The sequence below is a fragment of the Xanthomarina sp. F2636L genome, from assembly GCF_026410195.1.
Classification (GTDB): Bacteria; Bacteroidota; Bacteroidia; order Flavobacteriales; family Flavobacteriaceae; genus Xanthomarina.
Genome location: NZ_JAPMLM010000068.1, coordinates 24399 through 37023 on the forward strand (window position 1 = coordinate 24399; position 12625 = coordinate 37023).

Below are 12625 nucleotides of genomic sequence, written 5' to 3' on the forward strand. Positions count from 1 at the left end.
ATTTAGACTTCGTATTAAAAGTTTTGTATGAAAAAAGCACTTCAAGTTAGTAATATCATTGCCTTAGTTTTAACTATTATTCTCAATTATTTATCTAATACAGGAAAAATAAACAACACTACTATTGGTGAAGTTTCAAAGCAGTTAAACTCTTTATTCACCCCTGCAGGTTACACGTTTTCAATTTGGGGATTTATCTATTTATTACTTATTGGTTTTGTCATATATCAAAGTAGAAGCCTATTTATTAAGATAAAGTCTAATAATGATTTTATTCTAAAAACAGGATGGTGGTTTGTTATTTCATGTATAGCAAATAGTGCATGGATTGTTAGCTGGTTGTATGGATATACAGGTCTTTCTTGCCTATTTATATTCTTACTGCTTTTTTCATTGCTTAAAATAGTCATTAATAATTCCATGGAACTTTGGGATGCTCCAATAACAGTTATTGTTTTTGTCTGGTGGCCTTTTACCATTTATAGTGGATGGGTAACGGTTGCGAGTATAGCAAATGTTTCATCTTACTTAGTTAAAATAAATTGGGATGGTTTTGGAATTTCAGAAACCCACTGGACTATTATAATGATTCTAATTGCCGCCGCAATTAACCTTGTTGTCACATGGAAACGAAACATGCGAGAATTTGCTCTGGTGGGAGCTTGGGCCTTAATTGGTATAGCTATGGCTAATAAAACCGACTACAATCTGGTTTATTATACAGCTATAATTGCAGCTTTTATTTTATTAACAAGTAGTTCTGTACACGGTTTTAAGAATAGAGCGACTAATCCGTTTATTAAATTCAAGCAATATAGAGAAGGTAGGATTTAATGAAAATTTTGAATGTTTTTTTATAGTAATTGTCGCTAAACTTTAATCATAAAAAGAATAAAGACATCGGACTTAAATACCAAAACTTTATTTTTTTTAGAGAACAGGACTCTCAGAATAAGCAAATTCGGCGTCAAACAAAATAGTGAAATGCTTCAAAAGCTTTTCCTTAACTTCAGCTTCATTCACTTCTTTTTTACCAAGCTCCACATTTAAAGAGGTCACTGCTTTTCCACGAATTCCACAAGGAATCATATTATCAAAATAACCCAGATTGGCATTTACATTTAAAGCAAAACCGTGCATGGTTACCCAGCGTGAAGCACGAACACCCATAGCACAAATTTTTCTAGCAAAAGGCGTATCTACATCTAGCCACACTCCTGTTTCTCCTTTGCTGCGTTCGGCTTTTAAACCGTATTCTGCTAAAGTAAGAATAATCATTTCTTCCAATAAGCGAAGGTATTTATGGATGTCTGTAAAAAAATTTTCTAAATCTAATATCGGGTAGCCTACAATTTGTCCGGGACCATGATACGTAATATCTCCTCCTCTATTTACTTTATAAAAACTAGCGCCTTTAGCCTTAAGTTGTTCCTCATTAATAAGCAGATTACTCATATCGCCACTCTTCCCTAAAGTGTAAACATGTGGGTGTTCTACAAAAAGAAAATAATTAGAAGTTTCTATACACGTATTCTCACGTCTATTGCTAAACTTGATGTCTATAATACTTTTAAACAAAGATTCTTGGTAATCCCAGGTATCTTTATAGTCGCTACTTCCTAAATCCTGTAGTTCAATTTGCTTATTCATCGACGGCAAAATTACACTTTTTTGAAGACAAAAATCAGGATTTAAAAATCAAAATTCGTCATCAATAACATATTTTTCAACTTTGGTCTTAAGATGACAACTCTTTACTGTGGCTGAAACAAAAAACTAATTTTTCGGATTATTCAAAATCACCAAAGCTGCTATTACTCCGGGAACCCAGCCACAAAGCCATAATAAGAAAACAATAAGAATTGATCCACATCCTTTACCTATAACGGCTAAAGGAGGACAAATAATAGCAAGAATAACGCGCCAAAAACTCATTTAATTTAATTTATACTCTTCTAAGGTTTTTAATTTTTAAGAAGAATTGATTGATGATTTATACCTATTAGTACATAAATCTTCCAATTTGTTACAAGAATATTTTCCAATATAATAAATTGATATCCTAACTAATAGTAATTATCTTTGTTGCTTCAAAAATATTACAATTTCAATATATATGTCGCAATTATCAGAACAAGAGTTAGTACGTAGAGAGAAGCTCTCAAAATTACGCGAATTAGGCATCAATCCTTATCCTGCAGATTTATTTCCTTATAACCACACTTCCAAACAGGTGAAACAGGATTTTTCTGAAGGTAAAAAGGTAATTATTGCCGGTCGTTTAATGTCTCGTAGAATTCAAGGAAATGCTAGTTTTGCTGAACTTCAAGATAGCGAAGGTAGAATACAGGTTTACTTTAACAGAGATGAGATTTGTTCTGGAGACGACAAGACAAAATACAATACCGTTTATAAAAAGTTATTAGATATAGGCGATTTTGTAGGTGTAGAAGGAGAATTGTTTACTACCAAAGTAGGAGAAAAAACAGTAAAGGTAAAAGATTTTACTATTTTAAGTAAGGCTCTTAGACCATTGCCGCTTCCAAGGACTGATGCAGACGGAAAAGTGCATGATGCTTTTACAGATCCTGAGTTACGTTACAGACAACGTTATGCTGATTTAGTGGTGAACTCGCATGTAAAAGAGGTGTTTATTAAAAGAACAAAGCTTTTCAATGCCATGCGTGATTTCTTTAATGACGCAGGTTATTTTGAAGTAGAAACCCCTATTTTACAGCCAATTCCTGGAGGTGCAGCCGCAAGACCATTTGTAACGCACCACAATAGTTTGGACATTCCTTTATACATGAGAATTGCCAACGAGTTATATTTAAAGCGTCTTATTGTTGGTGGTTTTGAAGGTGTTTATGAGTTTTCTAAAAACTTCAGAAATGAAGGTATGGACAAAACCCATAATCCAGAATTCACGGCTATGGAAATTTATGTGGCTTATAAAGATTATAACTGGATGATGGATTTCTGTGAACAATTATTGGAACATTGTGCTACAGCCGTAAACGGAACAACCAAAGCCATTTTCGGCGAGCACGAAATAGACTTTAAAGCACCTTATGCCAGAGTAACTATGGCAGATTCTATCAAGCATTTTACAGGGTTTGATATTACTGGTAAAACCGAGGATGACATTAGACAAGCTGCGAAAGACTTAGGTGTTGAAGTTGACAATACCATGGGAAAAGGCAAGCTGATTGATGAAATTTTTGGAGAAAAATGTGAAGGTAATTACATCCAACCAACTTTTATAACAGATTATCCAAAAGAGATGAGTCCGTTATGTAAAGAACATAGAGACAATCCAGAATTAACCGAGCGTTTTGAGCTTATGGTTTGTGGGAAAGAAATAGCCAATGCGTATTCAGAGCTTAACGATCCTATTGATCAACGGGAGCGTTTTGAGCATCAATTAAAATTGGCAGCAAAAGGAGACGATGAAGCAACCGAGTTTATTGATCACGATTTTCTTCGTGCCTTAGAGTACGGGATGCCTCCAACATCTGGAATGGGAATTGGAATGGACAGATTAATTATGTTTTTAACTAATAATCAATCTATTCAAGAGGTGCTGTTTTTCCCTCAAATGAGACCAGAGAAAAAGCCCTTAGCAATTAGTGAAGATGCCAAAGCTGTTTTAGAAATATTAAATAAAGTTGAAAAAATAGATTTAAACAACTTGAAAGGACAATCTGGTTTATCTAACAAAAAATGGGATAAGGCTATTAAAGACTTAACCAAAAACAAAGTTGCCAAAGTTGAAAAAACGGATGATGGTTTGTTTGTGGAACTAATCTAAGAATATCATTTAATTATATATTTAAGGAACTGCAGAGATGTAGTTCCTTTTTTTTTAATGTATTTTATGGAGTTGCTTTTTCTAAAAATTTTACTAGCTAGCCAAAAATATGTACTTTAGAGACAACTAAGTCTCGGTGCATTTTATTAATTTACCGATAAATAATTACTAGAATCATATCGTTACTTTTTTATAATATTAACTGTTTGAAAAACTTAATCTTTATATTTCTAATCATACTTTGGGCTTGTAATAAAGAAAACGAACCCAATAACGACGTAGAAACTTCTCATATTAGTTATTTTGGTTTTACTTTAATAGTTACTTATTGGGATGATCCAACAGACTCGAACACAAAAACAAACTACTTAAATGAGGTTTCTGATTTCTCAAATATAGCCGATATACTTATTCTTGGTCCTTCAGATAATATTATTGAAAGTCTAAATCAAATGAATGCTGTAGATGTTAAAAGTATTTTACATCTGTCCGATCTGTTTTTTGAAGTCACCGGTACCAATAGTCCTTCTGGCTTGAAGCACAGTTTGCGTTTGGACTTTGAGTCCAGATGGAACAAATTTGTACAAACTAATAATCTTCAAGACAACAAAAATTTAGTCCAGGCTTTTTATATTGGTGAAGAACCTACATGGAATGGCATAAGTTTTAACGAGTTACAAATGGCTTCAAGCCTTATAAAGTCGAGTATTCCTGATATTCCTATTCTTATAATTGAAGCCTACCCAGTTATTGACCAATTAGAAGTTCCTGGTTCTATAGATTGGGTTGGGTTTGATCATTATGCTGTAAAAGACCCAGAAAACAATCCGCAGTTTTTAAATGAATTCCATCTTTTAAAATCTAAACTTTCCAACGAGCAACAAAAAATTGTGCTTGTAATGGATACACATTATATACCTTCTTTGCACGGAACTTATGGACATATAGCTCTGGAAGACATGGCGGATGTGGCAAACAGTTATTATAATTTAGCTAAGAAAGAGCCCAAAGTTATAGCTATTTTAGGGTATTTTTGGCCTAGTGGATTTGATAATCTTGAGGCTATTGGCGCAAGAAATATGCCTTTGTTTATAAAAGAAAACTACATACGGATTGGCAAAGAAATTACTCTAAAAAAATGAGATACAAGCTAAACATATTTATAAAAGTAGCTCAGCATTTAAGCTTTACTTTGGCCTCTAAAGATTTAAACTTATCTCAACCAGCAGTCTCTAAAACCATTGCTAAATTAGAGGAAGATTATAATACCACTTTTTTTAACAGATCTAGAAATTCTATTTCTTTAACAAACGATGGGAAGATTTTTCTTGATTATGCCTATAAAATCACCAAGTTATTTGAAGAACTTGAACACAGTTTTTTGTTTCATGAAGATCATGAAAATTTAGAATTTCATTTAGGTTTAAGCACTACTATTGCCACTTATGTTATGCCAAGGGTTTTAGCTAAAATTCAACAAAACGCACCTAATATCACATTTCATATAACTAGCAGCAATACGAAAGAAATTGAACAAAAAATTCTTGATCAGAAATTAGAATACGGTATTGTTGAAGGAAAATCTTCCAATCAGCTTTTAAAATATACTAAGTTTATAAATGATGAAGTTGTTCTAGTTACAAGCGCACATAACCCGAATAGTAAAAATTCTGTAACTAAAAAAGAATTATCCCAACTTCCATTTGTAAGTCGGGAATTAGGATCTGGAACCCGGGATATTATAGAGGATATCCTAAAGACCCATCAGGTTCAAAAATTAAATCATGTTATTACCCTAAATAGTACAGAAGCTATTGAACAATATTTAGAACACTCTAATACTTATGCCCTACTTTCCGTACATGCTATTACTGAAAAACTGATTCAAAATAAACTAAAAATTGTTGATATTAAAAACATCAGTTTTGAACGCGATTTCTATTTTGTTTGTAGAACTGGTTATCAATCGCAAAAAATGGATTTACTCAACAAACTGATTAAAACCAATTATAACTTTTAGTTATACCACATCACTATAAATATTGCTTTAGAGTTATAACTTATTCCTAATTTTACACCGAAATAAAGTCAATAATTATGAAGCGTAATATTCAAATAGCTGTATTTTCTCTAATTATAGTTTTAGCAGCCTTAAATATTATAAATAGTCCTGTTGCTCTAATATCAGGATTTCTTTTCACCTTAACATTAGGACATCCGTTTCCTATTAAATCTAAAAAAGCCATTAGTTTTCTATTAAAAGCTTCGGTAATTGGACTTGGTTTTGGGATGTCTCTAACCGAAACTATAAAAACCAGTAAGGAAGGTTTCGTTATTACAGCGCTATCTATTTTTTTAACTGTAAGTATTGGATTATTGCTTATTAAAGTTTTAAAAGTAGACAAAAAACTAGGCTTTTTAATGACTTCAGGAACGGCCATTTGTGGAGGAAGTGCTATCGCAGCAATTTCTCCAGTTATTAAAGCGGACAGCAAAACTATAAGTGTAGCTATAGGAGTTGTCTTTTTATTGAACTCTATTGCCTTATTAATATTCCCTTCTCTCGGGCATGTTTTTAATCTGTCTCAAACACAGTTTGGAACCTGGTGTGCTATTGCTATTCACGATACAAGCTCTGTAGTTGGCGCAGCTTTAGAATTTGGAGATAAAGCATTACAAATTGCTACCACAGTAAAATTAGCAAGAACCTTATGGATTATTCCTTTATCCTTTTTTGCTATGGCCTTGTTTAAAAGTAAAGACCAAAATATTAAGATTCCGTATTTTATTTTAGGGTTTATAGCTGCTATGTTAATTAATAGCTATGGATTAATACCTGAGATAGTTTCTGTAAATATTGTTGACATATCAAAAAGACTTTTAGTTATTACTTTATTCTTGGTGGGTGCTAGTTTAACATTTAAAGATATAAAAGAAACAGGCTTTAAACCTGTGTTATTCTCCACCATACTTTGGGTATTTATCAGTATTTTTTCTTTAGTTTTTATAATCAATTTCTAATAAAAAATCACGTTTTAGAGTACCATTCAGATTTAAAAATTTAACGAAAGTATAAGAAAGGAATTATAGATATGTAGTTCCTTTTTTTTAAATTTATAGAAACTAGATTTTCTAATTAAAAACCTCATTATGAAAACGATATATAGTATTATCTTATTTATAGCCACTTTAGGATTTACTTTCTTTCAAAGCCAAACCATAGACAATAACGCATCTGAAGTTAGCTTTAAAATTAGTAATCTTGGTTTAAATACCGTGAAAGGCACTTTTAAAAATATGAGTGGAACTTTTAATTTTAATTCAGCAGATTTAGAAAATTCCAATTTCGATATTTGTATAGATGCTGGAACTATTGACACAGGAAATAAAAAACGTGACACACATTTACGTTCTGAAGATTTCTTTGAAGTTGAGACATATCCAACTATTTGTTTTGAATCTACATCTATTATTAAACAAGAAGGAAAATATCTTACTAAAGGAAACCTTACTATTCATGGTGTGACTAAAATAGTAGAGATTCCTTTTGAATTTACCAACAACACTTTTTCTGGTGATTTTGAATTAGAGCGTTTAGATTATAATATTGGAGAAGACACTGGAACGTTTATGGTTGGAAGTACAGCAAAAATTACTATTACTTGTGTGGTAAAATCCTAATGTTTTATTTAAAATTTTTTATACTACTTTTGTAGTCCCATAAAGTTTATAAAATGAAACAAACTTACTTGATTACAAAATTATTTACAATTCTTTTAGTCTCTAGTTTTAACACCTATTCGCAGACCTATAATCCTTATTTTGGGAATATAGTAAACAATACTTCTGCTACAAATATTTTAACAGACTTAACTACTTTCGAAAATTTTGGAGTAAAAGAAGTTGGTACCACAGCATTAGCAAATGCTGAAAACTGGATTACTTCCAGATATACCGACTTAGGCTATTCAGACATAGAATTACAACCTTTTACATATTCATCTGGCACTAGTAACAATATTGTTATTACTAAAACAGGAACTACTTATCCAAATACCTTTCTTATAATTGATGGCCACTACGATACAAAAAATGGTCCAGGCACCAATGACAATGGTTCCGGAACAGTTTTAATTATGGAGTTGGCACGATTACTTTTGGATATACCAACAGAGTATTCTATCAAGTTTATTCACTTTAGTGGCGAAGAAGATGGTTTAATTGGCAGTAATTATTATGTAAACAACACCGTTATTCCTGAAAATTTAGACATTAAATTGGTTCTAAATATAGATGAAGTAGGAGGTGTTAACGGGATGACAAACAATACCATTGTTTGCGAAAGAGATCAAAGTAATTCTCCTTCTACCAATAATGCAGCATCTAATATAGCAACTAATGAGCTAGCTAACTGCATTGAATTATATTCTAATCTAAGTACTGAAATTTCTTATGCCTATGCATCAGACTATATGCCTTTTGAAGATAATGGAGAAATAATTACTGGTTTGTACGAATCTAACGAAACACCATATGCACATGGTCCTAATGATATTTTAGCAAATATGGATCCAACCTATTTATTTGAAGTCACTAAAGGAACACTTGGAGCTGCCTTGTTTTTTGCACAAGTAGATTTTAATGCGCTCCAAACAGAGTCTTATAATATTGATGTAACTTTCAGTATGTATCCAAATCCTGTTCAAGAAAATCTTAATATTTATATGGATTTGAAAGATCAGGAATATGCTACTTTTAAATTGATAGATATTTTAGGAAAACAAATACTTCATAAGACCTTTAAAACTTCAAGCAACAAACTTGATGTAAGCAACTTAAACAAAGGGATTTATTTAGCTGTTTTTGAAGTTGGTAACAGTAAGGTCACAAAAAAATTAGTTATAAACTAAGATAACTTTCTTGCTACTTAACAAAACAGAAAAAGGTCTTCATATGAAGACCTTTTTCTGTTTTTCAACTCAGTGCTTTTATTAATCTCTAATTAAAGGTAAAGTAGAACAGCGTAACAATCCTTCTTGTTTAGCAATTTCCGCATAGGGAACTTCTTCAACCGTTATCCCATTTTCTCTTAGCCATGTATTCAATCTAGTAAAGTTTTTTTCAGAAATAACCACATCTTCTGCAATTGAAAACACATTACTATTCATGTTATACATTTCATCTCGAGTAATATGAAATAAGTTTTCTTTGCCAAATAAATTCACTAAATACATATAATCGTTTTCTTCCCTAAAACCACTCTTATAGATAATGCCTTTATTTTTACCAACAGGCTGAAAACAACAATCCAAATGCAAAGCATTATCTCTTGGCTCTATTTTAGATTTTACCAAATCGAATTCTTTAACAATCTTATTTGGAAATAAGTCTTTAATATATTGCACCCCTTCCATATTGGTTCTGGCAGTAATATAATTTTTGTAATCGCTGCCTTTATAAGTTCCAATAAAAATATGATCATTCCAAAGCATCACGTCTCCACCTTCAATATGAACTTCTTCTGGAGGTCTAACCACTTTTTCAGGATTGATTTGGTCTATAACAAATTGAATAGCATCTAACTCCTCTTCACGGTTTGGAAGAATGTTGGCTTTAACAAATACATTATCTATTACAAAAGCAATATCTCGAGTAAAGATTTGATTACAATCCTTAATTATTTCCGGTCTATAAACTTTCACGTTATATTTTTCGAAAACTTTGGCCACAGCTTCCATTTCTTTAACCATATCTGCTTCTACAGGATAAGTTCCTGCTTTAATATGTTCTAAAGATTTTGGGTCGTAAGCTTGGTCTTCCGTTGGTGTTGGACCGCTACTTATGGCTGTTCCCAATACAACCGCTCTTAATCTTGATGTTTCGTTTTTTACGTTTAACTTTATCATAGTATTACAAACCTAAAATAATTATTTGGTTATCAAAAATTCTAGTCTTTTTTAATAGACATAAAAAAAAGCTTCATTAATAAAAATGAAGCTTTTATGTATTTTAAAAATATAATTATCGTTTTTCAATAGCTTTAAAAGACCTTAAAGTTTCTCCAACATATATTTGTCGAGGACGGCCAATAGGCTCATTGTTTAAACGCATTTCTCTCCATTGTGCAATCCAGCCTGGCATACGACCTAAAGCAAACATAACTGTAAACATGTCTGTTGGAATCCCCATAGCTCTATATATTATACCTGAATAGAAATCGACATTAGGATATAATTTTCTATCTACAAAATAAGGATCTTTTAGAGCTTCTTGTTCTAATGCTTTTGCAATATTTAAAATAGGATCTTCAACACCTAAATCGTTTAAAATTTCGTCTGCAGCCTTTTTAATAATTTTTGCTCTTGGATCGAAATTTTTATAAACTCTATGACCAAAGCCCATTAATCTAAACGGATCTTCCTTATCTTTAGCCTTAGACATATACTTAGCAGTGTCTCCACCATCTTCCTTAATTGCTTCAAGCATTTCTAAAACAGCTTGGTTTGCACCACCATGAAGTGGTCCCCAAAGTGCAGAAATACCTGTAGAAAGAGATGCAAATAAGCCAACATGAGACGAACCAGCAATTCTTACAGTAGATGTTGAACAGTTTTGTTCATGGTCTGCATGCAGAATTAATAATTTATCTAAAGCGTTTATTACAATTGGATTAAACTTATATTCTTCGTTTGGTTGTTTAAACATCATTTTTAAGATGTTTTCTACATAACCAAGGTTCTTATCTCCGTAATCTAATGGCAAGCCATTTTTCTTTCTTAAGGTCCAAGCTACTAATACAGGGAATTTCCCTAATATTTTCACAATGGCTTTGTACATATCCTCTTCAGAATTTACATTAACCGAAGAAGGGTTAAAAGCAGTTAATGCACTTGTTAGAGATGCAATAACTCCCATTGGATGTGCCGATTTTGGAAAGGCATCAACAATTTTACGAATATCTTCATCTACAACAGACTGTGCTTTAATGTCTGTATGAAATTTATCTAATTGCTCTTTAGTTGGCAATTCACCAAAAATTAATAGAAAAGCAACTTCTAGGAAATCAGCCTTCTCAGCAAGTTCTTCAATAGAATATCCTCTGTATCTTAAAATCCCCTTTTCTCCATCTAAAAACGTAATAGCACTCTCGCAAGACCCGGTATTCTTATATCCTGGATCTATGGTTATTACACCATCTGTGGTACTTCTTAGGCTTTTAATATCTATGGCAACCTCATTTTCAGTCCCAACTACTACTGGGAATTCGTATGTTTTACCTTTAATTTCTATTGTTGCTTTTTCTGACATATATTGTAAAAATGTTATTATAATTTTGTGTGCTTTTTAACTTCACAAATTTACAAAATATCTAACGATTAATAAAGCACTTAACAAAGGTTTTGCTAATAAAAATATTGATAAAATTGATAGTAAAAAAGAAAGCGATTATCCTTTATTGGATAATCGCTTTTAAATACGTATGTTTTAAGGTAGTTACTTTACCTTAAAAGCTCTTTCTCCAGGAAAATAGGCTACTTCGTCTAACTCTTCTTCAATACGTAATAACTGATTGTATTTAGACATTCTATCACTACGTGATGCTGAACCTGTTTTTATTTGTCCGCAATTTAAAGCTACGGCCAAATCTGCAATGGTATAATCTTCGGTTTCCCCAGAACGATGTGACATCACAGAGGTGTAACCTGCATTATGAGCCATATTTACAGCTGCAATGGTTTCTGTTAATGTACCTATTTGATTGACTTTAATTAAAATAGAATTTGCAATTCCATTATCAATTCCTTTAGATAATCTTTCCACATTGGTTACAAACAAATCGTCTCCAACTAATTGTACTTTATCTCCCACTTTTTCGGTTAGGTACTTCCATCCATCCCAATCATTTTCATCCATACCATCTTCTATAGAAATAATTGGATACTTTGAAGCTAGTTCAGCCAGATAATCAGCTTGTTCCTTACTTGTTCTTATTTGACCTTTACTTCCTTCAAATTTGGTGTAATCGTATTTTCCATCGACATAAAATTCAGCTGCAGCGCAATCCAAGGCAATCACAATATCATCGCCTAATTTATAACCAGCATTTTCTACAGCCATTTTTATAGTGTCTAGAGCATCTTCTGTGCCTCCAGCTAGATTTGGTGCAAAACCACCTTCGTCTCCTACTGCAGTGCTCAATCCTCTATCATGTAACACATTTTTTAAATGATGAAAAATTTCAGTCCCCATTTGCATGGCTTGAGTAAAATTCTTAGCCTTTACAGGCATAATCATAAACTCCTGAAAAGCAATTGGGGCATCGCTGTGCGAACCTCCGTTAATAATATTCATCATTGGTACTGGAAGCGTGTTAGCACTAACTCCACCAACATATCTGTATAAAGGCATTCCTAATTCGTTAGCAGCAGCTTTTGCTGTAGCTAGAGAAACCCCCAAAATGGCATTAGCTCCTAATTTTGATTTGTTTGGAGTACCATCTAAATCGATCATGATTTTATCGATTAAATTTTGTTCAAAAACAGACATTCCTAGTAATTCCTGAGCAATTATTGTATTGACATTTTTAACCGCTTTTAAAACACCTTTTCCCATAAAAGCTTTTCCACCATCACGTAACTCTACTGCTTCATGTTCTCCAGTTGATGCTCCAGATGGCACTGCTGCACGTCCCATAACTCCATTCTCGGTAACCACATCTACTTCTATAGTTGGATTTCCTCTTGAATCTAAAATTTGTCTTGCATGAATGTTAATAATAATGCTCATACTAAATGTTTTAAAATTGATTAATTA

Annotated in this window: 12 protein-coding genes; 7 read left to right on the top strand and 5 right to left on the bottom strand. The window is 32.3% G+C overall.

Annotation, left to right across the window (positions count from 1 at the left end; genetic code table 11):
• The first annotated feature begins 27 nt into the window (after positions 1-27).
• Positions 28-834 (top strand): TspO-related membrane protein, encoded by an 807-nt coding sequence (locus tag OS191_RS07475; protein WP_267155086.1) that lies wholly within the window; start codon positions 28-30, stop codon positions 832-834.
• 96 nt (positions 835-930) lie between these two features.
• Here the strand turns inward: OS191_RS07475 and lipB are convergent, their stop codons facing one another.
• Both lipB and OS191_RS07485 read right to left on the bottom strand, forming a co-directional pair.
• The gene (gene lipB, locus OS191_RS07480; RefSeq protein ID WP_267155087.1) at positions 931-1650 is read right to left on the bottom strand and encodes a lipoyl(octanoyl) transferase LipB; all 720 of its coding nucleotides are present in this window, start codon (positions 1648-1650) and stop codon (positions 931-933) included.
• A 126-nt stretch (positions 1651-1776) separates the two neighbouring features.
• Positions 1777-1935, bottom strand: a complete 159-nt coding sequence (locus OS191_RS07485) for a YqaE/Pmp3 family membrane protein (RefSeq protein WP_267148250.1) — start codon at positions 1933-1935, stop codon at positions 1777-1779.
• Positions 1936-2116: 181 nt separating this feature from the next.
• On the opposite strand from OS191_RS07485, the gene lysS reads away from it, so the two are divergent.
• The 6 genes from lysS (at position 2117) to OS191_RS07515 (ending at position 8721) form a co-directional block, all read left to right on the top strand.
• Positions 2117-3811 (top strand): lysine--tRNA ligase, encoded by a 1695-nt coding sequence (lysS, locus tag OS191_RS07490; RefSeq protein ID WP_267155088.1) that lies wholly within the window; start codon positions 2117-2119, stop codon positions 3809-3811.
• A 206-nt stretch (positions 3812-4017) separates the two neighbouring features.
• Positions 4018-4953, top strand: a complete 936-nt coding sequence (locus OS191_RS07495) for a hypothetical protein (protein ID WP_267155089.1) — start codon at positions 4018-4020, stop codon at positions 4951-4953.
• On the top strand, positions 4950-5831 hold the full coding sequence (locus OS191_RS07500; RefSeq protein WP_267155090.1) for a LysR family transcriptional regulator: 882 nt from the start codon (positions 4950-4952) through the stop codon (positions 5829-5831). Before OS191_RS07495 ends, OS191_RS07500 begins: the two co-directional genes overlap by 4 nt.
• Positions 5832-5908: 77 nt before the next feature.
• Positions 5909-6832: a YeiH family protein gene (locus OS191_RS07505; RefSeq protein ID WP_267155091.1), complete on the top strand. Its 924-nt coding sequence runs from the start codon at positions 5909-5911 to the stop codon at positions 6830-6832.
• A 129-nt stretch (positions 6833-6961) separates the two neighbouring features.
• The gene (locus OS191_RS07510; RefSeq protein WP_267155092.1) at positions 6962-7492 is read left to right on the top strand and encodes a YceI family protein; all 531 of its coding nucleotides are present in this window, start codon (positions 6962-6964) and stop codon (positions 7490-7492) included.
• Positions 7493-7545: 53 nt separating this feature from the next.
• Positions 7546-8721: a M28 family peptidase gene (locus tag OS191_RS07515; protein ID WP_267155093.1), complete on the top strand. Its 1176-nt coding sequence runs from the start codon at positions 7546-7548 to the stop codon at positions 8719-8721.
• Positions 8722-8802: 81 nt separating this feature from the next.
• Here OS191_RS07515 and OS191_RS07520 read toward each other — a convergent pair whose 3' ends face one another.
• The 3 genes from OS191_RS07520 to eno all read right to left on the bottom strand — a co-directional run bounded on the left by OS191_RS07520 (position 8803) and on the right by eno (position 12598).
• Positions 8803-9717, bottom strand: a complete 915-nt coding sequence (locus OS191_RS07520) for a dimethylarginine dimethylaminohydrolase family protein (RefSeq protein ID WP_267155094.1) — start codon at positions 9715-9717, stop codon at positions 8803-8805.
• Positions 9718-9832: 115 nt separating this feature from the next.
• Positions 9833-11119 carry a citrate synthase gene (locus tag OS191_RS07525; RefSeq protein ID WP_267155095.1) on the bottom strand — a complete coding sequence of 429 codons (1287 nt, stop codon included), beginning with the start codon at positions 11117-11119 and terminating at the stop codon, positions 9833-9835.
• A gap of 186 nt (positions 11120-11305) precedes the next feature.
• Positions 11306-12598 carry a phosphopyruvate hydratase gene (gene eno / locus OS191_RS07530; protein WP_267155096.1) on the bottom strand — a complete coding sequence of 431 codons (1293 nt, stop codon included), beginning with the start codon at positions 12596-12598 and terminating at the stop codon, positions 11306-11308.
• Positions 12599-12625: the final 27 nt, after the last annotated feature.